General features: G+C 73.2%; 23 protein-coding genes. 15 read left to right on the top strand and 8 right to left on the bottom strand.

Going from position 1 to position 20,727, the window contains the following annotated elements; genetic code table 11:
• Positions 1-42 precede the first annotated feature (42 nt).
• The 3 genes from ACFXPL_RS31515 to ACFXPL_RS31505 all read left to right on the top strand — a co-directional run bounded on the left by ACFXPL_RS31515 (position 43) and on the right by ACFXPL_RS31505 (position 3,913).
• A complete protein-coding gene (locus ACFXPL_RS31515) occupies positions 43-753 on the top strand; it encodes a class II aldolase/adducin family protein (RefSeq protein ID WP_384926027.1) in 711 nt (236 codons plus the stop codon).
• A gap of 95 nt (positions 754-848) precedes the next feature.
• Positions 849-1,976 (top strand): alpha/beta hydrolase, encoded by a 1,128-nt coding sequence (locus ACFXPL_RS31510; RefSeq protein ID WP_384926025.1) that lies wholly within the window; start codon positions 849-851, stop codon positions 1,974-1,976.
• 524 nt (positions 1,977-2,500) lie between these two features.
• Positions 2,501-3,913, top strand: a complete 1,413-nt coding sequence (locus ACFXPL_RS31505; RefSeq protein WP_384926023.1) for a hypothetical protein — start codon at positions 2,501-2,503, stop codon at positions 3,911-3,913.
• Positions 3,914-3,974: 61 nt separating this feature from the next.
• On the opposite strand, the gene ACFXPL_RS31500 is transcribed toward ACFXPL_RS31505, so the two are convergent.
• A complete protein-coding gene (locus ACFXPL_RS31500) occupies positions 3,975-4,883 on the bottom strand; it encodes a neutral zinc metallopeptidase (protein WP_384926022.1) in 909 nt (302 codons plus the stop codon).
• A 238-nt stretch (positions 4,884-5,121) separates the two neighbouring features.
• On the opposite strand from ACFXPL_RS31500, the gene ACFXPL_RS31495 reads away from it, so the two are divergent.
• The 3 genes from ACFXPL_RS31495 (at position 5,122) to ACFXPL_RS31485 (ending at position 8,274) form a co-directional block, all read left to right on the top strand.
• On the top strand, positions 5,122-6,720 hold the full coding sequence (locus ACFXPL_RS31495; RefSeq protein ID WP_384926020.1) for an ABC-F family ATP-binding cassette domain-containing protein: 1,599 nt from the start codon (positions 5,122-5,124) through the stop codon (positions 6,718-6,720).
• Positions 6,721-7,131: 411 nt separating this feature from the next.
• Positions 7,132-7,353, top strand: coding sequence for a helix-turn-helix domain-containing protein (locus ACFXPL_RS31490; protein WP_006123601.1), 222 nt, complete (start codon positions 7,132-7,134; stop codon positions 7,351-7,353).
• A 129-nt stretch (positions 7,354-7,482) separates the two neighbouring features.
• Entirely contained in the window at positions 7,483-8,274 is a 792-nt protein-coding gene (locus ACFXPL_RS31485; protein WP_384926018.1) for an enoyl-CoA hydratase/isomerase family protein, read from the top strand.
• Positions 8,275-8,396: 122 nt separating this feature from the next.
• Here ACFXPL_RS31485 and ACFXPL_RS31480 read toward each other — a convergent pair whose 3' ends face one another.
• Entirely contained in the window at positions 8,397-9,149 is a 753-nt protein-coding gene (locus tag ACFXPL_RS31480) for a hypothetical protein (RefSeq protein ID WP_384926016.1), read from the bottom strand.
• 95 nt (positions 9,150-9,244) lie between these two features.
• Here ACFXPL_RS31480 and ACFXPL_RS31475 point away from each other — a divergent pair, with 95 nt between their 5' ends.
• The 5 genes from ACFXPL_RS31475 to amaP all read left to right on the top strand — a co-directional run bounded on the left by ACFXPL_RS31475 (position 9,245) and on the right by amaP (position 11,617).
• On the top strand, positions 9,245-9,712 hold the full coding sequence (locus tag ACFXPL_RS31475) for an Asp23/Gls24 family envelope stress response protein (protein ID WP_384926014.1): 468 nt from the start codon (positions 9,245-9,247) through the stop codon (positions 9,710-9,712).
• 69 nt (positions 9,713-9,781) lie between these two features.
• Positions 9,782-9,973: a hypothetical protein gene (locus ACFXPL_RS31470; RefSeq protein WP_384926012.1), complete on the top strand. Its 192-nt coding sequence runs from the start codon at positions 9,782-9,784 to the stop codon at positions 9,971-9,973.
• Between the two features lie 6 nt (positions 9,974-9,979).
• On the top strand, positions 9,980-10,327 hold the full coding sequence (locus ACFXPL_RS31465) for a hypothetical protein (protein WP_384926010.1): 348 nt from the start codon (positions 9,980-9,982) through the stop codon (positions 10,325-10,327).
• Positions 10,324-11,034, top strand: coding sequence for a DUF6286 domain-containing protein (locus ACFXPL_RS31460; RefSeq protein WP_384926008.1), 711 nt, complete (start codon positions 10,324-10,326; stop codon positions 11,032-11,034). The genes ACFXPL_RS31465 and ACFXPL_RS31460 overlap by 4 nt, the downstream gene beginning before the upstream one ends.
• 4 nt (positions 11,035-11,038) lie before the next feature.
• The gene (gene amaP, locus ACFXPL_RS31455) at positions 11,039-11,617 is read left to right on the top strand and encodes an alkaline shock response membrane anchor protein AmaP (protein WP_384926006.1); all 579 of its coding nucleotides are present in this window, start codon (positions 11,039-11,041) and stop codon (positions 11,615-11,617) included.
• Between the two features lie 83 nt (positions 11,618-11,700).
• On the opposite strand, the gene ACFXPL_RS31450 is transcribed toward amaP, so the two are convergent.
• From ACFXPL_RS31450 to ACFXPL_RS31425, 6 genes are all read right to left on the bottom strand, one after another.
• A complete protein-coding gene (locus ACFXPL_RS31450; protein ID WP_384926004.1) occupies positions 11,701-12,348 on the bottom strand; it encodes an HAD family acid phosphatase in 648 nt (215 codons plus the stop codon).
• A 193-nt stretch (positions 12,349-12,541) separates the two neighbouring features.
• Positions 12,542-13,297, bottom strand: coding sequence for an SDR family oxidoreductase (locus ACFXPL_RS31445; RefSeq protein ID WP_384926002.1), 756 nt, complete (start codon positions 13,295-13,297; stop codon positions 12,542-12,544).
• Between the two features lie 4 nt (positions 13,298-13,301).
• Positions 13,302-15,149, bottom strand: a complete 1,848-nt coding sequence (locus ACFXPL_RS31440; RefSeq protein WP_384926000.1) for a glycoside hydrolase family 15 protein — start codon at positions 15,147-15,149, stop codon at positions 13,302-13,304.
• A 76-nt stretch (positions 15,150-15,225) separates the two neighbouring features.
• Positions 15,226-16,041: an SURF1 family protein gene (locus tag ACFXPL_RS31435; RefSeq protein ID WP_384925998.1), complete on the bottom strand. Its 816-nt coding sequence runs from the start codon at positions 16,039-16,041 to the stop codon at positions 15,226-15,228.
• A 60-nt stretch (positions 16,042-16,101) separates the two neighbouring features.
• Positions 16,102-16,335, bottom strand: coding sequence for a hypothetical protein (locus ACFXPL_RS31430; protein WP_329826260.1), 234 nt, complete (start codon positions 16,333-16,335; stop codon positions 16,102-16,104).
• A 76-nt stretch (positions 16,336-16,411) separates the two neighbouring features.
• The gene (locus ACFXPL_RS31425; RefSeq protein ID WP_384925996.1) at positions 16,412-17,530 is read right to left on the bottom strand and encodes a DEDDh family exonuclease; all 1,119 of its coding nucleotides are present in this window, start codon (positions 17,528-17,530) and stop codon (positions 16,412-16,414) included.
• Positions 17,531-17,737: 207 nt separating this feature from the next.
• On the opposite strand from ACFXPL_RS31425, the gene ACFXPL_RS31420 reads away from it, so the two are divergent.
• The 4 genes from ACFXPL_RS31420 (at position 17,738) to ACFXPL_RS31405 (ending at position 20,684) form a co-directional block, all read left to right on the top strand.
• On the top strand, positions 17,738-18,409 hold the full coding sequence (locus ACFXPL_RS31420; RefSeq protein ID WP_384925994.1) for a VIT family protein: 672 nt from the start codon (positions 17,738-17,740) through the stop codon (positions 18,407-18,409).
• A 101-nt stretch (positions 18,410-18,510) separates the two neighbouring features.
• Positions 18,511-19,071, top strand: coding sequence for a DUF6232 family protein (locus tag ACFXPL_RS31415; RefSeq protein WP_384925992.1), 561 nt, complete (start codon positions 18,511-18,513; stop codon positions 19,069-19,071).
• On the top strand, positions 19,068-19,400 hold the full coding sequence (locus ACFXPL_RS31410; RefSeq protein ID WP_384925990.1) for a hypothetical protein: 333 nt from the start codon (positions 19,068-19,070) through the stop codon (positions 19,398-19,400). Before ACFXPL_RS31415 ends, ACFXPL_RS31410 begins: the two co-directional genes overlap by 4 nt.
• Positions 19,401-19,640: 240 nt before the next feature.
• Complete coding sequence (locus ACFXPL_RS31405) at positions 19,641-20,684, top strand: zinc-dependent alcohol dehydrogenase family protein (protein WP_384925988.1); 1,044 nt, start codon at positions 19,641-19,643, stop codon at positions 20,682-20,684.
• The last annotated feature ends 43 nt before the right edge of the window (positions 20,685-20,727 follow it).

Genomic DNA, 20,727 nt, shown 5'->3' with positions numbered 1-20,727 from the left:
CCACCCGGTGGAGATGTCCGCGACGCCTGGCAGGATCGGCGTATGACGGATGAGCGGACCGGCGAACACGGTGAACGGACCGGCGGGCAGGGCGAATCGGCGGTCGGGCGGGGCGCCCTGGAACGGGCCTGGGCGGAGCTGGTCGACACCGCCCGCAGAACGGCCGCGGAGGGGCTGGTCGTCGGCACCTCCGGCAATGTCTCCGTCCGGGTCGGCGAGCTGGTCCTCGTCACCCCGAGCGGAGTCCCGTACGACCGGCTCGCACCCGGCGACGCGATCGCGGTCGACCTCGCCGGACGGCAGGTCCTCGGCACTCTCACGCCCACCAGTGAACTCCCCCTGCACCTGGCCGTCTACCGCGACACGCCCGCGACCGCCGTGGTCCACACCCACGCCGTGCACGCCACCGCGGTCTCCACCCTGGTCACCGAACTCCCCTTGATCCATTACATGGCGGCGGCCCTCGGCGGCCCCGTCCGCGTCGCCCCGTACGCGCTGTACGGCTCGGAGGAGCTGGCCCGCGGGATGGGCGAGGCCCTGGTGGACCGTACGGCCTGCCTGCTGCGGAACCACGGAACGGTGGCGTACGGCGACACCCTCGCCCAGGCGTACGACCGCACCGCCCAGCTCGAATGGATGTGCCGCCTGTGGCTCACGGCCAGTGCGGTGCCGGGACACCGTCCCTCGCTGCTGTCGGAGGAACAGGTGCGGGAGGTGGGGGAGAAGCTGCGCGGCTACGGCCAGCGGGGCTGACCCCGCCGTGAGGCCGAGTGGGGCGGGGCCAGCCCGCCGCCCCCGACGGCCCCCGCCCGCTGGCCGGGTCCGGCGCGGGTGGAGACACTGGGAGCGTGCGCCCGGCTACAGCGACGGCAGCGGCCGTCACCACAGTGCTCGGGGTCGGCGCGGCTGCGGTCGCGGCCGGCCGGTACGCCAGCGATGCCGCGCTCAAGGCACCGCCGGGGCGGCCCCTGCCCAGCGACCCGAAGATCACCGTGCACGCCACGGCCGCCGGACAGGTCACCCTGACCCGCTCGCTCGCCTCCCTGCGCCCCGGAACGTACGGGATCGAGGGACCCGGCGTGCACGCCGTCGTCGGACCGGTCCTGGACGGCGTGCCGCACCCGGCCGACACCGTGGTGCGCCGGCTGGTACGGGTCACCCGCGGCGCCCTCGTCCCGGGCAGGCGCGTACGGCTCACCCCACAGGTGCACAGCGGGGACCCCGGCACCGCACTGGGCCTCGCCCACCAGGACATGTGGATCCCGGGGGAACTCGGCTCGCTGCCCGCGTGGTTCGTGCCGGGGCCGCGGGGCACCTGGGTGATCACCGTGCACGGTCTCGGCACCACCCGCGAGCACCCCCTGAACGTGATGGAATTCCTCGCGGCCCAGCGCCTGCCCGTCCTCGACCTCGCCTACCGGGGCGACCCCGGCGCGCCCCGCTCCCCGGACGGCCTCGGCCACCTCGGCGACTCCGAGTGGCGCGACCTCGACGCGGCGATCCGCCACGCGGTCCGGCTGGGCGCCGAGCGCGTGGTCCTGCACGGCTGGTCCACCGGCGCCTCGATGGCCCTGCACGCCGCCGCGAACTCCGCCCTCAGCGAGCGCATCGCCGGACTCGTACTCGACTCGCCGGTGCTGGACTGGGAGGCCACCCTGCGGGCCCTGGCCACCGCCCGCCGGATCCCCGGGCCCCTGCTGCCGCTCGCCGTGCGGGCGGCCCAGGGCCGGACGGGGCTGCACGGCGACCGGCTGCTGGAAGCCGCCGACCCGCGCAATCTGCACGTACCGACGCTGATCTTCCACGGCCCCGACGACACCATCGCGTCCTGGAACCCCTCGCGCGAACTCGCCGCCCACCGGCCGGGGCTGATCGCCCTCCACACCGTCCCGCACGCCCCGCACGCCGCGATGTGGAACGCGGATCCCGACGGGTACGAGGAGACGCTCCGCCGCTTCCTCACCCCGCTCATGTAGCACCGGCGCCCCGCGCCGTACCGCCCGGCTCCGGGCGACACGGCGCGGACGCGGACGCGTTGCGGCGCGGACGCGGGTCCGGGCGGTACGGCGCGGACGCGGGTGCCGCAGGGCCGCCCCGGCGCCTCCGCGCCCGCCTCCCCTCCCGCACCTCGCGCGGCCCTGTGCTCTCGCCTCCTTCCGCGTCCTGCGCCCGTACCCGTCGCCCGTCCCGCACCCTGTGCCCGCACCCGGGTCCTGGCCGCGTGCCCCGGCCCGGCGGGCACGGCGCGGACACGGGTGCCGCCGGGCCGCCCCGGCGCGCCTCCGCTTGGACTCCTTGCGCCGCCTTCGCGCCCCCGCGCGCACCGCGCCATCCGCCGGCCCGCCCCGGACCGCCGCCCTCCCCACCTCCCCGAACAGTCGTACGCCGCCTCCTCCGCACCGGTGAGACCGCTGCGCACAAGGGGCCACTTCCGCCGTTCCGGTACCGCCGAAAGGGGTTCCGTTTGGGCTTTCGGGCAGTCACCGGGAAGACTGCCCCCGTGACGTCCCGAAAGCCTGATGAGCAATTGGCGCGCAACTCCACACTCCGACTCGTCCGCGCGGCGCCGTTGGCCACGGCCCGGCGGGCGGTGACCGAGGGGCGCGGCCGGCCGGCCCCCCGGCCGCCCCAGGGAACTCCGCCCCAGGCGGAGCTGGCCCGGCAGGCGAGGGCCGTGCTCGCCGACGCGGCCCGCGTGGCCCGCTGGGCCGCCGTCGACCGGGACCCCGGCGCGGGCCCCCTCACCGAGGCGGCGCGCGAACGGGCCGCCACAGCCCTGGAGTTGACCCCGGAGCAGGTGAGCGCGGCCTGGGACCGGGCCCGGCTGGCCGGCCTCGTCGAACTGCACGACGGCACCGTCCGCCCCGGCTGGCGCCTCAAGGCCTGGGACCGCGACGACAGCGCCGTCCAGCGCGGCTGGGTCGCGCTCTTCGACGCCTGGTCGCTCGTCCACCCCGGCCCCGCCGACATCGCCCCCGCGACGGTCGCCGAGGTCATCGAGGCCGTCCCCCAGGTGCTCTCCCTCCTCCAGCTCTCGGCCGGGCCCGTGCTGGTGCCGACCCTGCTCGACCTGCTCCAGCAGCGGGTCGCCGAGCTGCACGAGGGACGGTGCGAGGTCCCCTACGGCCCGCAGCCCGCCCCGGCCCCCACCTCCACCGAGCCGCCGGCCGCCGCCGACCCGGTCGACGAGGCCCTGCTGCCCCCGCTGCTGGACTGGGCCCTGGACGGTCTGGCCGCCGTCGGCGCCCTCACCCGGGGCGAGGGCCAGGCCACCCTCACCCCGCTCGGCAACTGGGCGGTCTGGGTCAAGCTCGAACAGATCTGCGTCGCCGCCCAGAGCCCCGCGGGCAACATCGAGCAGTCCGCGGAGCACATGCTGCGCGGCTGCGCCCGGCTCACCCCGGGCCCGGCCCGCGCCGAGTACCGGGCCTGGCTCGCCGCCCGTACCGTCGGCAGCGCCGTCACCGAACTCCTCACCGTCGCCCGGGGCGAGGACGCCCTCCTGCGCGGGCTCGCCTTCGAGGCGCTGCGCGTGGTCGGCGCCCCCGCGGAGGCCGACGTACGGGCCGCGGCCCACGACACCTCCCTGCGCCCCTACGCGCTCCTCTGGCTGGCGGAGTACGAGGGCGCCGACCCCGAGGACGCCTCGGAGGTGCTGACCCGGGAGGAGTCGACCTGGCTGTGGGTCGACACGGCGGCGGCCGTCGCGGACCACGGCGAGAGCGATCTGCTGGTCCGGCACCTGGAATCCGCCGTCCAGGGCAGCGTGCCCGCACTCCTCGCCGAGGTCAGGGCCCTGGGTCACCCCCGTACCGTCCAGGTGCTGGTGGCCCTGGCCGCCGCACACCCCGACCCGGCCCTGGCCAAGGCCGTACGCAGGGCCGCCTTCCAGGTGCACACCGGCGGATCCTGACGCACCCGGCGCCCCCCCCCGCGACCGGGAGGGGCGCCGGACCGCGCGCCGTGGGCGGGGCTCAGCGGAACGTGTCGCACCGCGCCACGTCACCCGACGCGTACCCCGTACGGAACCACTCCTGCCGCTGCGCCGCCGAGCCGTGCGTCCAGGACTCCGGGGTGACCCGGCCCTGGAACCGCTCCTGGATCCGGTCGTCGCCGACGGCCGCCGCCGCGTCGAGGCCGTCCGTGATGTCCTCGTCGGTCAGCTTCGTGAGCAGCGGACGCCCCGAGGACCCGGCGGGCGTGGTCGTCGCGTGGTGCGCCCAGACCCCCGCGTAGCAGTCCGCCTGGAGCTCCACCTTCACCGCGTTGCTGTCCGGGCCCTGCCGGCCGTCCTGGGACCTGGCCAGCGTGCCCATCAGGTGCTGCACGTGGTGGCCGTACTCGTGGGCCACCACGTACGCCTGCGCGAACGGCCCGCCACTCGCGCCGAACTTCGTCCTCAGCTCTTCGAAGAACCCGAGATCCATGTACGCCTGCTGATCGGCCGGGCAGTAGAACGGGCCGACCGCGGAGGTCGCGGACCCGCACGCCGTGTCCGTACGCCCAGTGAACAGCCGCGTCCGCGCCTTCGTGTAGCGCTCACCGCGCCGCTCGTACTCGGCCGCCCAGAAGTCCTGCACGCTGTTGACCACCGCGACGATCCGGCAGTCCTCCCGCGTGTTGGCGTCCCGCCCCGTCCGGCACGCCTCGTCCGTCCCCGTCCCCGACGAGGCGCCCGCGCCCTGCGCCGACCCCGCCGAGCCGCCCGAACCGTCCGACGACAGACCGAGCTGCTCCGGGCCGACCCCGAGGAAGAGGGCGATCAGCAGGACCACGAGACCGGCCGCCCCGCCACCCACCGCGAGCCCGCCCCCCGGAATCCGGCTGCCGCGCGCGTCCTGGACCTCCGACGTGTCCAGTCCCGCGTCGTCGTCGAACCGCATGCCCCACCACTCTCGCTCCCGCGCCGGTGAGGTCCGGCGCGGGACGGAGGATACCGACGCCCGGCCCCCGGCCCCGGTCCGCCGCCCGGGGGCCGCCGTCCCGGGGCCCGCCCAGTCAAAGCAGTTGCGCAGCCCGGCTAGACTGGGCCGTATGGCATTTCTCCTTGTGCATTAGCCGGCGTCGAAGAATCCCTCCGCCTGCCCTCTTCCGCCGTCCATACCGCCCTGGAGTCTTTCCGTGATCACCGCAACCGGCGTAGAGCTGCGCGCCGGCGCCCGTGTCCTCATCGAGTCCGCCTCGTTCCGTATCGCCAAGGGTGACCGCATCGGTCTCGTCGGGCGCAACGGCGCCGGCAAGACGACCCTCACCAAGTGCCTCGCGGGCGAGGGGATCCCCGCCGCCGGCACCATCACCCGCTCCGGCGAGGTCGGCTACCTCCCGCAGGACCCACGCACCGGCGACCTCGACATCCTCGCCCGCGACCGCGTCCTCTCCGCCCGCGACCTCGACTCCGTACTGAAGAAGATGCGCGAGAACGAGGACCGGATGGCGAACGGACAGGGCGCCACCCGCGAGAAGGCGATGAAGCGGTACGAGCGTCTGGAGACCGAGTTCCTCACCAAGGGCGGTTACGCCGCCGAGGCCGAGGCCGCCACCATCGCCGCCGCGCTCGGCCTGCCCGACCGGGTGCTCGGCCAGCCCCTCCACACGCTCTCCGGCGGTCAGCGCCGCCGCGTCGAGCTGGCCCGCATCCTCTTCTCGGACGCCGACACCCTGCTCCTCGACGAGCCCACCAACCACCTCGACGCGGACTCCATCGTCTGGCTGCGCGACTACCTCAAGACCTACCGCGGCGGCTTCATCGTGATCTCCCACGACGTCGACCTGGTCGAGACGGTCGTCAACAAGGTGTTCTACCTGGACGCCAACCGCGCGCAGATCGATGTCTACAACATGGGCTGGAAGCTCTACCAGCAGCAGCGCGAGTCGGACGAGAAGCGCCGCAAGCGCGAGCGCGCCAACGCCGAGAAGAAGGCCGCGACGCTGAACTCGCAGGCCGACAAGATGCGCGCCAAGGCCACCAAGACGGTCGCCGCGCAGAACATGGCCCGCCGCGCCGAGCGGCTGCTCTCAGGACTGGAGCAGGTGCGCCAGTCCGACAAGGTCGCCAAGCTGCGCTTCCCCGAGCCCGCCCCCTGCGGCAAGACACCGCTCACCGCCGAGGGCCTGTCGAAGTCGTACGGCTCGCTGGAGATCTTCACGGACGTGGATCTCGCCATCGACAAGGGCTCCCGGGTCGTCATCCTCGGCCTCAACGGCGCCGGCAAGACCACGCTGCTGCGTCTGCTGGCCGGGGTCGAGACGCCGGACACCGGGCAGGTGACCCCCGGCCACGGCCTCAAGCTGGGCTACTACGCCCAGGAGCACGAGACCCTCGACCCGGAGCGCTCCGTCCTGGAGAACATGCGCTCATCGGCGCCCGACCTCGATCTGGTCGACGTCCGCAAGACGCTCGGGTCCTTCCTCTTCTCCGGCGACGACGTCGACAAGCCCGCCGGGGTGCTCTCCGGCGGCGAGAAGACCCGGCTGGCGCTCGCCACCCTGGTCGTCTCCTCCGCCAACGTGCTGCTGCTGGACGAGCCGACGAACAACCTCGACCCGGCCAGCCGTGAGGAGATCCTGGGCGCGCTGCGTACGTACAAGGGCGCGGTCATCCTCGTCACCCACGACGAGGGCGCCGTCCACGCGCTGGAGCCGGAGCGGATCATCCTGCTGCCGGACGGCGTCGAGGACCTGTGGGGCGCGGACTACGCGGACCTGGTCGCGCTCGCCTGACGCGGTCCGGCACGTGGCGGGTCCCGGCGCGGGGTGGGTCCTGACACGCCCTGCGCCGCCCCGCCGACGGGGTGATCGTCCAGCGTGATCCACTCCGTCTGGATCATTCGGCTCAGCAGTGATCCACCATCTGAGTGACCGCGTCTCGTACTCCCGGCGTGGTACCCGACGGATCGCCTCCTCACGTACATCATCCGCACCCGCACCATCGGAACGGCCCTGACCTGGCACTTCTCGCCCGGCCCAGGTCGGAGCCCGATCACGACGGCTCTGGAACAGGGCATTCCGTTCGTGCTGGAAGGTTGAAGTACGCCGAAGCTTGTCGTACGGACCTTGCTGAATGGGTGGCCAGGACGCCCGCGAGGGGTGATCATGAGAAGTCCAGAGCGCACTTCCCACGAGGAGGCACGGGTGGCCGAGACTCTGAAGAAGGGCAGCCGGGTAACCGGCGCCGCGCGCGACAAGCTCGCGGCAGACCTGAAGAAGAAATACGACAGTGGTGCGAGTATCCGGGCACTGGCCGAGGAAACCGGCCGTTCCTATGGATTCGTCCACCGGATGCTCAGCGAGTCCGGAGTCACGCTGCGGGGACGCGGCGGGGCCACGCGAGGCAAGAAGGCCGCATCGGCCTGACGGCCGGACGCGGCTCCTCCCTGTCGCCGGTTCGGAGAGTGGCCACCCTGGGCGATCGCGCGATCGCCCAGGTGGTTACTGTGCAGTCACTTAGACGTTGAGTCCGACTGCCCGAACCGGAGGCACCCCATGACTTCGCTCGCACCAGTACTCGACAAGGACGGCATACGGCTCACCGTCGAGGACGCGGTTGCCACGGTGACACTGACCCTTCCGGCCAAGCGCAACGCCCAGTCTCCCGCTCTGTGGCGGGCGTTGGCAGAAGCCGGAAGGTCACTGCCGGGCAGCGTGCGGGTCGTGGTGCTGCGTGGAGAGGGGAAATCCTTCTCCGCGGGGCTCGACCGGCAGGCGTTCGCCCCCGAGGGGTTCGACGGCGAGCCATCCTTCACCGATCTCGCCCGCGGCTCCGACACGGAGCTGGACGCGGCCATCGCCGCGTACCAGGACGGCTTCGTCTGGCTGCGCCGCAGCGACATCGTGTCCATCGCGGCCGTCCAGGGACACGCGATCGGGGCGGGCTTCCAGCTCGCCCTCTCCTGTGACCTGCGGGTCGTCGCGTCGGACGCGCAGTTCGCCATGCGCGAGACCAGCCTGGGCCTCGTCCCCGACCTCACCGGCACCCATCCGCTGGTGGGGCTCGTCGGCTACGGCCGCGCGCTGGAGATCTGCGCCACGGGCCGCTTCGTCCACGCCGAGGAGGCGGGACGCACCGGACTCGCCAACCTGGTGGTGGACCCCGAAGAACTCGACGCCGCGGCCCAGGACCTGGCGGCGGCGCTGCTCGCCGCGCCCAGGGACGCGCTGATCGAGACCAAGGCCCTGCTCCAGGGCGCCTCGGGCCGCTCCTTCGAGGCCCAGCGCACCGCCGAGCGCGCGGCGCAGGGGCGCCGACTGCGCGACCTGGCCGGCCTGGGGGACTGACGGGCGTACGGGCCTGACGCGCGCCCAGGTGCGCGGGTGTACGGGCGCCCCGGGCCGGAGGCCTGGGGCGCGTGCGCGCCGGACCCGTGCTCTGACGGGCGCACGGTTCAACTCCGCACGGTTCAACTCCGCGCCGTACGCCGCGCGCTCCCGCGTTCCGCCCCGCCCGCCGGGGCCTCCACCGCCGTCACCAGCACGGCCACCGTCCGCGGCGCCTCCGCGAGCCGGGCGAGCCGCGCGCGCACCGCCCGCGCCACTTCCAGCGGGTGATGCCCCGCCGCCGTCGCCAGCTCCACCCGTACGTGCTCCACGCCGCCGTCGGCCGCCACCGTTCCCACCACCGCGCCGCCCAGAGTCCTGGTCAGATGCGCGACCCCGGGGACGGCCGCCGCCGCGGTACCCACCGCGCCCTCCGGCTCCACGGCGTCTCGCCCGACCGGCCCAGCGGGCGCCGGTGATCGCGCCGCCGTGTCCAGCAGCGCCGTCACCCGCAGATCGACCTCGGCCACCCGCAGCCCCAGCCCGTCCGTCGCGCAGGCGAACAGCGCCCCGCGCAGCCGGTCCGCCAGCGCGGGCAGCGGCTCGCCCGGCGCCGCCGCGAACTCCCCGTCGATCCGCAGCGGCCCCGGCGGCTGCGCGCCGGGCGGCGGCGGTACCTCCGGGGCCCCTGCCCCGTCCGGGTCGGCCAGAGCGATCCGTACCTCGCCGAGCACGGCCCCCGGCACGGCCGCCGCGGCCCGCCGCAGCTCCGCCGTCGCGGCCCGTTCGGCCAGCCACGCTCCGTCGGCCGCGTCGCCCAGCGCGAGCAGCCTGCCCAGGGCGAGCCGATGCCGTACGGCCGCCGTCCATCCCTCGGTACCGCGCCCAGTCGTCATTCCTCCACCCTGCCGCATTCACGGCGCGGTGCGGGGCAAGCGCACCTAATGTGAGCAAAGGAGTCAAATCACCGCGCGGAAAGGGATGAGTGGCGATGTCAGACACCGCACCCCGCAGTCGGGCCGACGAGAAGGGGGGAGCCAGCCCCGTCACGAGGCGCGGCGGCGGACCCCCGGCCTCGCGCGGCCGTACGACCATCGCCGACGGCGTCGTGGAGAAGATCGCGGGCCTCGCCGCCAGGGACGTCCTCGGCGTGCACGCCATGGGCAGCGGGGCCGCCCGTACCTTCGGCGCCGTACGGGACAGGGTCCCCGGCGGCGGCAGGTCCGTCAGCCGCGGGGTGAAGGCCGAGGTCGGGGAGGTGCAGACGGCGATCGATCTGGAGATCGTCGTCGACTACGGCGTGTCGATCACCGCGGTCGCCGCCGCCGTCAGGGAGAACGTGGTGGCCGCGGTCGAGCGGATGACGGGCCTCGATGTCGTCGAGGTCAACATCGCGGTCAGCGACGTGAAGCTCCCCGACGAGGAGGACGACGACGACCAGGAGTCGCGGCTCCAGTAGCGGCCGGCGGGTGCGTCGTCGTACGGAGTCGCCGGGGGCCCGGCGCGAGCAGCGGAAGAGGAGTGCACGATGAGTATGGCGGCGGTCGGCCTGGTGGCCGGAATGGTGCTCGGATTCGCCGGTTACTTCGGTGGTTTCGGAGCTTTTGTGGTGGTGGCCGTGCTGGGCGCGGTCGGTTTTGTGGCGGGGAAGTTCGTCGACGGCGATCTGGAGCCCGGCGATTTCTTCCGCCCCCGCGACCGCGACGGCCGGCGGCGGTGACGCCGGATGGCCGGTGACCGGGTGGCGGCGGCCGGACGAGGAGCGACCACGATCGCCGACCGGGTCGTCGCGAAGATCGCCGCGCAGGCGGCCAGGGAAGCGCTCGACCGCGTACCGGAAGGCGGCGCTCCGCCACATGCCTTCGTGACGGTGCGCCACGACAGCGCGTGGGTACGGGTCGGTGTCGAGCTGGAGTACCCCTCCGACCTCGGCACCCAGTGCGGTGCGGTGCGACGGCAGGTCGTCCACCGGGTGAGAACGCTGGTGGGGATGGAGGTGCCCGAGGTGGACGTGCGGGTCGAGCGACTGCACTCCGACCGGTCGCGCCTCGCGGCGCAGGGGAGGATCCGATGACGGAGGAGCCCGCGCCCGAGGGGCACCGGTCCACGTACCGGGACGTGGACGGGGGTGACGACAGGGGCGGCCTACGTGAACCGGACGACGTGGACGCGGGCGCCGGCCACGGGCGCAGACCCACACTCGACAACGCCGCCGATGACGGCAGCGGCGGTGTGGCGCGCGCCCGGCGCTTCTGGTCCGCCCGTCGTGTCCCCGCCGGGCCGGCCGCGCTGATCCTGCTCGGCGCGACCGGGCTGCTGCTGTACGACATCGCCGCGGTACGCGCCGGCCACCGGGCCATGTACTGGCGCCGCGCGCTCGCCGACCAACTGGCCCGCCGGCCGCTGGACGAGGTGTGGATCCTCGTGGCCGCCGCCGTCGCCACGGCCCTCGGCCTGTGGCTGCTCGCCCTCGCCCTCACCCCGGGGCTGCGCCGGCTGCTGCCCATGCGGCGGGAGTCCGTACCGGTACGCGCCGGGCTCGACCGCGACGCCGCCGAACTGGCGCTGCGGGACCGGGCCATGGAGGTCTCCGGCGTCCGGTCCGCGCGCGTACGGCTGCGGCGCTCCCGCGCGAAGGTGAACGCCGCCGCGCACTTCCGCGCACTCGACGAGGTACGGGCCGACCTGGAGCGGGCGCTGGGCGACGGTGCCGGTGAACTGGGCCTCGACCGGCGGCCCGCCGTGACGGTACGGGTCCACCGGCCCGCGAGGAAGGGGTGACGGGATGATCCGCCTGGTCAACCGGGTACTGCTCGCTCTCATCGGCCTGGTCCTGCTCTGCGGGGGCGGGATCGTCCTCGCGGCGGGCACGGGGCTGCCGGTGCCGTCCTGGTGGCCGTACGCCGGACCGAGGAGCGTCCTGCTGAGCCGCGCGAACCGGCTGCGCTACCGGGACGACGGCTGGTGGTGGCCCGTGGTCATCGCCGCCCTCGCGGTCCTCGTCGTCCTGATGCTGTGGTGGCTGCTGTCCCAACTGCGCCGCGCCCGGCTGCCGGAGGTCCTGGTCGGCAGCGGGGACGGCGAGGGCGCGGTGCTGCGCGGCCGGGCGCTGGAGAACGTCGTCGCGGACGACGCGGAGTCCCTGGACGGCGTGGCCCGCGCGACCGTGCGCCTCACGGGCCGGCGCACCGGCCCCTCGGCCCGCGTCCACCTCCTCCTGGACCCGCACGCGCGGCCGGGCGAGACGCTGCGCCGTCTGTCGGACGAGTCCCTGGCGCACGCGCGGAGTTCGGCGGGGCTGGCGTCGCTGCCCGCGGAGGTACGGCTGGGGGCGGTGAAGCACCGGGCGGAACGGGTGAGCTGAGGGACGGGGCCGGGCCCCTGCCGTAACCCCACCGTTCACCGTTCGCGCGGCCTCCGCCGGCAACGACGACGTCGGTCAGGTGGTCAGGAGAGCTGGCCGTCGTAGTCCGGGAGCTTGAAGGTGCGTTCGGCGTGGCCGCCGGTCAGGTCGGTGGTGTTGTTGCCGACGTTGGCGATGATCGTGTAGCCGTTCTTCTCGATCTTCACGCGCTGGGCCGTCTTGAACGCGCTCACCTCGGTGAAGAGGTCGCCGATCGAGCGGCCGTAGAGGCCGTCGACCGTGTAGCCGACCGACGTCAGGTTGTACTGGGTGACCGACTGGATGAGGTCAGGACGGGCCGACACGAAGAAGATCTTGACGCCCCGGTCGTGCGCGAAGTCCGCCAGCGCGAGGGTGCGCCGGATCGCCGGGGTCGGGAAGGCCGACGAGTAGTCGGTTTCCAGCGAGGTGTTGTCGATGTCCAGGACGATGGCGGGCTTCTGTCCTGCGGGCACCGAGGCGAGGCGTCCGGCGACGTAGGAGTCGGCCTGGTCCATGACGGCGGCGATGTCGGCCTGCCAGGTCGCGTAGTCGGGCTTCGCCGCCGCCGCGGTGGCCGGAGCGGCCGGGGTGACCGGGGTGGCCGCCGGGGCGGCGGGCGCGGCCAGGGCGGGAAGGGCGGTCCCCGCCGCGAGCGCCGTGGTGAGAACCGCGGTCGTGGTGAGGGTTCTGAGCAGGCCGAGTGCCGCCATATCGGTCTCCTTGGGTGAGGGGTGGGGCCGATGGGTCGCGCACATCGTGGCAGCCAAGGGTTACCGATGGGTAGAGTCCGGTCGGCCAATGGCCGAACTCGCCCTGATCCAGGTCCTGTTGCCGCGTCTGCCCGTCGGTCCTGCCCGCCAGTCCCGCCTCCCCGTCCCTCCCAGCAAGGGTGCCGCTCGCGTGCTAGAAACCGTGCCGCGCGCCGCCGTCCACCGGGAGCATCACGCCCGTCAGATACGACGCCGCGGGCGACAGCAGGAACGCCGCCGTCCTGCCGAACTCCTCCGGCGTCCCGTACCGCCGCAGCGGAATGCGGGACTCCTGCGTCGCCCGCGCCGCCGCCGCGTCGCCGGAGAGCGCGTCCAGTTCGCGGACCCGGTCCGTGTCGATCCGCGACGGCAGCAGGCCGAGCACCCGGATGCCGCGCGGTCCGACCTCGTTCGCCAGGGACTTCGCGAACCCCGCGAGCCCGGGGCGCAGCCCGTTGGAGATGGTCAGGCCGGGGATCGGCTCGTGGACCGAGCCCGAGAGCACGAAGCCGACGACCCCGCCCTCCGTCAGTTCGGCCGCCGCGGTACGGGCCAGCCGTACCGCGCCCAGGAAGACCGACTCGAACGCCGTACGCCACTGCTCGTCCGTGTTGTCGGCGGCCGATCCCGGGGTCGGGCCGCCGACGCTGATCAGGATGCCGTCGAAGCGGCCGAACCGCTCCTTCGCGGTGGCGATCAGGTGCTCCGCCACGGCCGGGTCGGCGTTGTCCGCGGCCACTCCGTGCGCGCCGGGCCCTATCTCCGCCGCGGCGGCGGCGATGCTCTTCTCGTCGCGCCCCGAGACGACGACCTTCGCGCCGTCCGCCGCGAGCGCTTCGGCGGCGGCCCGGCCCAGCCCTCGCGAGCCACCGGTGACGACGTAGACGCGGTCCTTCAGTCCAAGATCCATGGCCCTATCCTGCCGTGCCGCCCCCCGCGCTGTCGTCCCCGGGCCCGTCCATGGCGCGCGGGTCCGGCTCCATCCCCGCCGTCACCCCGGCGAACGTCAGCGCCGTCACCACCAGGCCGATGTGGCTGAACGCCTGCGGGTAGTTGCCGAGCTGGCGCCGCGTCACCGGGTCGTACTCCTCCGCGAGCAGCCCGACATCGTTGCGCAGCGCGAGCAGCCGGTGGAACAGCTCCTCGGCCTCCCCCGTACGCCCCGTGAGGTGGAGCGCGTCGGCCAGCCAGAAGGAGCACACCAGAAACGTTCCCTCATCGCCCGGCAGCCCGTCCACCGACGACCCGGTCGCGCTGTAGCGCCGCAGGAGGCCGCCCTGCCCCAGCTCGGCCCGTACGGCGTCGACCGTGCCGATCACCCGCGGGTCGTCCGGCGGCAGAAAGCCCACGCGCGGGATGAGCAGCGTCGCGGCGTCCAGCTCCGTCGAGCCGTACGACTGGGTGAAGGTGTTCCGCACCGGGTCGTACCCCTTCTCGCACACCTCCCGGTGCACCTCGTCCCGCATCGCCCGCCACCGCCGTACGTCGCCGTGGAGCGAGGGCTCCTCCTCCAGGGTCCGTACGGCGCGGTCGGCGGCGACCCACGCCATCACCTTGGAGTGCACGAAGTGCCGGCGCGGCCCCCGTACCTCCCACAGCCCCTCGTCCGGCTCCCGCCACTTCGACTCCAGGAAGCCCAGCAGGCTGAGCTGGAGGTTCCAGGCGTGCGGCTTCGAGGCGAGCCCGGCCGTACGCGCCACGTTGAGGGAGTCGATGACCTCCCCGTACACGTCGAGCTGGAGCTGGTCGACCGCGCCGTTGCCGGTACGGACCGGGGTGGAACCCGCGTACCCGCTCAGCCACGGCAGCTCGCTCTCCGGGAGCCTGCGCTCGCCGCCGAGCCCGTACATGATCTGAAGATCGGCCGGATCGCCGGCCACCGCGCGCAGCAGCCAGTCGCGCCAGGCCGCCGCCTCCTCCAGATAGCCGACGGAGACCAGTGCCCCCAGCACCAGGGTGGAGTCGCGCAGCCAGCAGTAGCGGTAGTCCCAGTTGCGTACGCCGCCCATCTCCTCCGGAAGGGACGTGGTGAGCGCGGCGACGATGCCGCCCGTCGGGCCGTACGTGAGCGCCTTGAGCGTGATGAGCGAGCGCATGACGGCCGCGCGGTGCGGGCCCCGGTAGCGGCAGCGCGCCGCCCAGTCCTCCCAGTCCTCCAGGCTGTGCGCCAGCGCGTCGTACGGATCGACGCGCTCCGGGCGCGGCTCGTGGGAGGGGTGCCAGGTGAGGACGAACGCCACCTTCTCGCCCGGCCCGACCGTGAACGACGAACAGGTGCTGAAGTGCTGCCCCCAGGTCTTCACCGGGGGCTCGCTGCGCAGCCAGACGGAGTCGGGCCCCGCGACCGCGACCCGGTGGCCGTCCGCCCGCCGCATCCACGGCACCACGGAGCCGTAGTCGAAGCGCAGCCGGAGGGTCGCCTGCATCTCGACCTCGCCGCTGACGCCCTCGACGATCCGCACGATGTCGGGGGCCTTCTCGCGCTGCGGCATGAAGTCGGTGACCTTGACGGTGCCGGTCCTGGTCTCCCACACCGTTTCCAGCACCAGCGACTCACCCGCATAGCCCCGCCGGGTGCAGGTCCTGGCCCCGGCGGGGGCGAGCCGCCAGTGACCGTTGTCCTCGGCGCCGAGCAGCGCGGCGAAGCAGGCCGCCGAGTCGAAGCGAGGAAGGCACAGCCAGTCGATGGAGCCGTTCCTGCCGACCAGGGCGGCGGTCTGGAGATCGCCGATGAGTGCGTAATCCTCGATGCGTTGGGTCACGCCAGGGCTTTTTCCCGTACGACGGCCGCGCTAAGCAGAAGGATGGGGCAGGGGGATGACGCGCCGGGGCCGGAGGTCAGGCGTGTGCCGGCTCCGGTTCGGGCTCGGAGTCGGCGTCCTCTTCCGTGGCGGCCTTCGCGGCAGCGGCGGCGAGACGGTCGCGCCTCTCGTTCCGTACGAGGATCCCCCAGCCCACCGGCACGGCGGCCACGAAAAGCCACCACTGGACGGCGTACGCCATGTGGGGGCCGATCGAACTGTCGTCGGGGTTCCGGATCGGCTGCGGGCTGCCGTCCTCCGGCGCGGGGGAGGTCAGCTCGACGTAGCCGCCGAGGACCGTACGGCCCAGGGACTCCTGCTGCTGACCGCTGTTGATCAGCATGACCTGCCGGGGCGGCAGATCCCCCACGTCCCGGATGCCGGTGACCGCCGAGGTCTCGTCGGCCTTCAGCCGGCCGGCGATGGTGACCTCGCCCTTCGGCGGGGCGGGGATGGCCGGGAAGGCGTGCTGGTCGCCGTTGGCCGGGATCCAGCCACGGTTGACGACGACCACCCGGCCGTCCCGCATGACCAGCGGGGTCAGGACGTGGTAGCCGACACGGTCGTCGTTGGAGGTCCTGCGCCGTACGACGACCTCGTGCGCGGGGTCGAACGTGCCGGTGACGGTGACACCGCGCCAGTAGTCGGAGCGCGGGACGGTGTGCCCGGGGGACGTCAGCTCCGTGACCGGTACGGGCTTCGCCGCGAGGTTGGCCGAGATCAGCGCGTTCTGGGCCACCTTGTGCTCGTGGCGGTGCAACTGCCAGAAGCCCAGCTCGATCATCGCGGGGATGAGCGCGAGGGCAAGGAGGGTGAGGATCACCCATTGCCGGGACAACAGGAAGCGGTACACGCCTTCGACGGTACCCGGCGGGTCCCGGCGGCCCGACCCGGGGGTGGGGATGGGGACGCCTCAGACGCGGTCGACGATGCCCACCCGGCCGTCGGCGCGGGCGCAGTGACCGCCGCAGAACCAGTGACCGTCCACCTCGACGCCCTGCCCGATGACCTGGACCCGGCAGTGCTCGCAGATCGGCGCCATCCGGTGGATGGCGCACGCGAAACAGTCGAAGACGTGCACCACGCCCTGCGCGTGCACCTCGAACGACATGCCGTAGTCGTTTCCGCAGACCTCACAACGTGCCATGCGCCACAGAGTGGAGCGCCCGGGGCCGGGGCGCGAGCGGGGCGGTGGCGAGTCGCGCGTCAATTCACCCGTCTGGTCACCCGTCCGCGGGAAAAAGTCCGGGGGCCGACTCCTGCGCGGGTACGGGACGGCCCGGCGGTACGGAGTGCTCCACCGGTACGGCGCCACGGGCCGGACCGGCGCCGCGCGCGGCCGTCCTCCCCGTCGGACCACCGGCGCGCGTCACGTCCCGCAGGAGCTGCGTGAAGGCCGCCTCGTCGACGACCGGTGTGCCGAACGACGCCGCCTTGACCGTCTTCGACGTCGAGGACCCCGGATCGTTCGTCACCAGCAGACTGGTCAGCCGGGACACACTCGTCGCCACATGCAGCCCCGCCTCCACCGCCCGGTCCTCCAGCAGCTCCCGGTCGACCGACGTGTCACCCGAGAACGCCACCCGCATCCCCTGCGTCAGCGTCCCGCCCGGCTCGTACCGCCCCGGATTCGGATAAGGACAGGCGGGCCGCTTCCGTGAAGGCCGCCAGCTCCCCTGACTCGCCTGACGGGAGGACGGCTGATAACCGACCCGGGGCCGCGACGGGGCGTCCGACCACTCGGTCAGCGGCCGGCACTCCAGCAGCGGCAGCCGTACGCCGCTCCCGGCCGCCGCGTGCAGACTCGGCCGGAACGCCTCGGCCAGCACGCGCGCGTCGTCCAGCGCGTGGTGCGCGCGCTCCTGTACGACACCGAAGTGCGCGGCGAGCGACTCCAGCTTGTGGTTGGGCAGCGGCAGGTTCAGCTCCTTGGAGAGCGCGATGGTGCACAGCCGCTGCCGGGTGGGCGCGGCGCGCCCCGCACGCGCGTACTCCCGGGCGATCATCGACCAGTCGAAGATCGCGTTGTGCGCCACGAGCACCCGCCCGTCCAGCCGCGCGGCCAGCTCCTCCGCCACCTCGGGGAAGAGCGGCGCGCTCTCCAGCACCTCGCTCGTCAGACCGTGGATCCACACGGGCCCCGGATCGCGCTCCGGGTTGACGAGGGTGTACCAGTGGTCCTCGACATTGCCGAGGGCGTCCAGGCGGTAGACGGCAGCGGAGATTATGCGGTCGTCGCGGGCGAGACCGGAGGTCTCGACGTCAACGACCGCGTACCCCTGTGGGTAGGCGGTCGGCCATGCCGCTGAAGTCGTCTGCGTCTGGTCGTCAAGCATGGTCACAGAGAATACGGGCCACGACCGACAGTGCTGTTGCCCGGTCAGCCGTTGCCCCGTCAGGGCGCTTGACGGGCGGGTCGATCCACCCGCCGTGACGGGTCGGGGTGAGACCTTGACCGGGTGACCGACACCACACCGCACGGCGACCCCGGCGACGGACCTCACGACGGATCTCGCGGCGAACCTCACGACGAGCCCCACGGCGATGCTTTGGGCACTCGCCTCAACTGGCTGCGCGCGGCTGTCCTCGGCGCGAACGACGGCATCGTCTCCACGGCGGGAATCGTCGTCGGGGTGGCGGGCGCCACGGGCGCGCGCGGCACCCTGCTCACGGCGGGGCTGGCCGGGCTGCTGGCCGGATCGATGTCGATGGCGGCCGGGGAGTACGTATCGGTCTCCACCCAGCGCGACTCGGAGAAGGCGGCGCTGGAGGTCGAGAAACGGGAACTGCGCGAGCAGCCGAGGGCCGAACTCGACGAACTGACGAACATGCTGGCGGACCGCGGACTCTCGCAGGAGGTGGCGAGGGAAGCCGCGGAACAGCTCACCCGCCGCGACGCGTTGCGCGCCCACGCGAGCGTGGAACTGGGAATCGACCCGGACGCCCTCACCAACCCCTGGCACGCGGCGGGCGCCAGTTTCCTCGCCTTCACGGCGGGCGCGCTGCTCCCGCTGCTGGCGATGGTGCTCCCACCCGCGTCCCTGCGGCTCTGGATCACGGTCCTGTCGGTCCTGGCGGCCCTGGCCCTGACGGGCTGGGGCAGCGCCCGCCTGGGCTCGGCGGCGGTCGTTCCCGCTCTGCTGCGGAACGTGGGCGGGGGAGCGCTGGCGATGGGAGTGACGTACGGGGCGGGGGCGTTGCTGGGGGCGGCGGGGGTGTAGACGCCGTCCCCCGCGCCGAGTTGGGAGCCGATCAGCGGAACTTCGACCCGGGCCGGCTCGCCGCAGGATCCACGGGTAACGAATGGGCTGTTTTCCGTCGCGTGTCCGGATCGGCTTCGCTACCCTCCTTACCTCAGCGTTCAGTAGTAGACGGGGGTCTTGTGGCGGCTCAAGTAAGAATCAATGAAGGCGTGTTGTGGGTGTGGGGTGAGGCGTATCCGCTGCGCAACATTTCCCACGTCGGACTGAGACACCGGACCGTCGACAAGGGCGCCGCGTGGAGGAAATTCATCCTCCGGACCATCGGCTGGTTGATCCTGGGCGGCATTCTCGCGGCTGTGGCCGACACCGTGGGAACCATCGTCTTTTTCGTCGTCGAGGCGTTTCTGATCTGGAAGTTGGTCTCCGTCCTGCAGAGGCCCACGGTGTACGGCCTGGTCCTGAACACCGCCGGCACCCAGCACGACGCCATCTGGTCCACGGAGCAGGAGGAGATCCACCGGCTGATCCACGAGGTCACCAAGGCGATCGGCAACCCGGACATCGCGCAGACGGTCATCAACGTGGCACACGCGGTGCAGGGCGACCTCATCCAGCAGTACGGCAAGGGCAGCATCGGCAAGGCCGGTCACAGCGGCAGCGGGAACATCGGGGGATCATGAGCGGCGACCAGATCCAGCAGTACGGCGCGGGCAGCATCGGCAAGGCCGAGCACACCGGTTCCGGTGACATCGTGGCCGGCGGCAAGACCGTCGGCGCGACCGCGGGAGGGCCCGCGGTGGAGGCCCTCCTGAAGGAGATCGAGAAGCTGCGCCTGCACCTGGACGAGAAGGACCGGGCCGAGGTGGACGCGGCGGCCGACTCGATCGCCGAGGAGACGTCTCCGGAGCGGCGGCGCGGCCTGGTGCAGCGCATCTCCGGCATCGCGGCGCTGGTCGGCGAGGTGGGTGTGCCGGTGATCACGGCCGCGAAGGCGCTGCTGGCGGCCTGAGGCGGCCGAGCGGCGGCGATGCGGTTCTGACAGCAGTGGGCGTGTTCCGGGTCTGCCCGGGACACGCCTTCGCCGTGTTCGGGGGACAGCCGTGGCACGTACGGCCTTCGGCGGGCGCCGGGCGGCTCGTTTGCGTCCGACCCCACGGGTGGGCTTACGGTGGACGGTCGGCCATTGGATGGTCGTACCAACCAATTGCCTTCAGGCCACTCCCGCGATGCCAGGAAAAGGACCCCCCACATGCGCGCCACCGTCATTCACGCACCCGGCGACATCCGTGTCGAGCAGGTCGCGGACCCCGTGATCCAGCAGTCCACCGACGCGGTGGTACGGGTCCTGCGCTCCTGCATCTGCGGCAGCGACCTGTGGCCGTACCGGGGCGAGGGGCCCACCGGGCCCTCGCAGCGGATAGGCCACGAATTCCTCGGCGTGATCGAGGAGACCGGCTCCGACGTGGGCGGATTCGCGTCCGGCGATCTTGTCGTCGCGCCCTTCGCCTGGTCCGACGGTGTCTGTGAGTTCTGCCACGACGGGATCCAGACCTCCTGCGCCCAGGGTGGCATCTGGGGACAGGCCGGTTCCGACGGCGGACAGGGCGAGGCGGTACGGGTGCCCCACGCCGACGGCACGCTCGTCAAGCTCCCCGCGGACGCGGCCTCCGACGACCGGCTGCTGACCGCGCTGCTCGCGCTCTCCGACGTGATGGGCACCGGCCACCACGCCGCCGTCGGGGCCGGGGTGCGGCCCGGCTCCACGGTCGCCGTCGTCGGGGACGGCGCGGTCGGGCTGTGCGGCGTGCTGGCCGCCAAGCGGCTCGGCGCCGAGCGGATCATCGCTCTGGGGCGCCACCAGGCCCGTACGGACATCGCCAGGAGCTTCGGCGCCACCGACGTCGTGGCCGAGCGGGGCGACGCGGCGGTGGAGGCCGTACGGGAGCTGACCGGCGGGCAGGGAGCGCACTCCGTGATCGAGGCGGTCGGCACCGAGCAGTCCATGCTGACCTCCGTGAAGATCACCCGGGACGGCGGCACGATCGGCTACGTCGGTGTGCCGCACGGCAGCGCCACCGGTCTCGACCTGGGCCACATGTTCTCGCGGAACATCGCCCTGCGCGGCGGCGTCGCGCCGGCCCGCGCCTACCTGCCCGAGCTGCTTCCCGACGTCCTGAACGGCACGATCGACCCGTCGCCCGTCTTCGACCTGAGGGTGGGGCTTGACGACGTCGCCGCCGGCTACAAGGCGATGGACGCGCGCACCGCGCTCAAGGTGCTCATCGCCGTCTGACGCCCCTGGGGCCGTACACGGAGCGCGGGCCCGCCCGACGGGC

It is taken from the genome of Streptomyces sp. NPDC059092 (genome assembly GCF_042756365.1).
In the GTDB taxonomy this organism is placed as follows: domain Bacteria; phylum Actinomycetota; class Actinomycetes; order Streptomycetales; family Streptomycetaceae; genus Streptomyces.
Note: the sequence above shows the minus strand (reverse complement) of the source record. Positions and strands in the feature narration are given on the sequence as shown.

What these genes read in the sequence shown, in the direction of transcription:
- ACFXPL_RS31475 (WP_384926014.1), top strand. Translation starts at nt 9,245, where the DNA reads ATGTCAGACACCGCACCCCGCAGTCGGGCCGACGAGAAGGGGGGAGCC.
- ACFXPL_RS31460 (WP_384926008.1), top strand. Translation starts at nt 10,324, where the DNA reads ATGACGGAGGAGCCCGCGCCCGAGGGGCACCGGTCCACGTACCGGGAC.
- ACFXPL_RS31450 (WP_384926004.1), bottom strand. Translation starts at nt 12,348, where the DNA reads ATGGCGGCACTCGGCCTGCTCAGAACCCTCACCACGACCGCGGTTCTC.
- ACFXPL_RS31405 (WP_384925988.1), top strand. Translation starts at nt 19,641, where the DNA reads ATGCGCGCCACCGTCATTCACGCACCCGGCGACATCCGTGTCGAGCAG.
- ACFXPL_RS31515 (WP_384926027.1), top strand. Translation starts at nt 43, where the DNA reads ATGACGGATGAGCGGACCGGCGAACACGGTGAACGGACCGGCGGGCAG.
- ACFXPL_RS31410 (WP_384925990.1), top strand. Translation starts at nt 19,068, where the DNA reads ATGAGCGGCGACCAGATCCAGCAGTACGGCGCGGGCAGCATCGGCAAG.
- amaP (WP_384926006.1), top strand. Translation starts at nt 11,039, where the DNA reads ATGATCCGCCTGGTCAACCGGGTACTGCTCGCTCTCATCGGCCTGGTC.
- ACFXPL_RS31430 (WP_329826260.1), bottom strand. Translation starts at nt 16,335, where the DNA reads ATGGCACGTTGTGAGGTCTGCGGAAACGACTACGGCATGTCGTTCGAG.
- ACFXPL_RS31465 (WP_384926010.1), top strand. Translation starts at nt 9,980, where the DNA reads ATGGCCGGTGACCGGGTGGCGGCGGCCGGACGAGGAGCGACCACGATC.
- ACFXPL_RS31500 (WP_384926022.1), bottom strand. Translation starts at nt 4,883, where the DNA reads ATGCGGTTCGACGACGACGCGGGACTGGACACGTCGGAGGTCCAGGAC.
- ACFXPL_RS31470 (WP_384926012.1), top strand. Translation starts at nt 9,782, where the DNA reads ATGAGTATGGCGGCGGTCGGCCTGGTGGCCGGAATGGTGCTCGGATTC.
- ACFXPL_RS31485 (WP_384926018.1), top strand. Translation starts at nt 7,483, where the DNA reads ATGACTTCGCTCGCACCAGTACTCGACAAGGACGGCATACGGCTCACC.
- ACFXPL_RS31480 (WP_384926016.1), bottom strand. Translation starts at nt 9,149, where the DNA reads ATGACGACTGGGCGCGGTACCGAGGGATGGACGGCGGCCGTACGGCAT.
- ACFXPL_RS31445 (WP_384926002.1), bottom strand. Translation starts at nt 13,297, where the DNA reads ATGGATCTTGGACTGAAGGACCGCGTCTACGTCGTCACCGGTGGCTCG.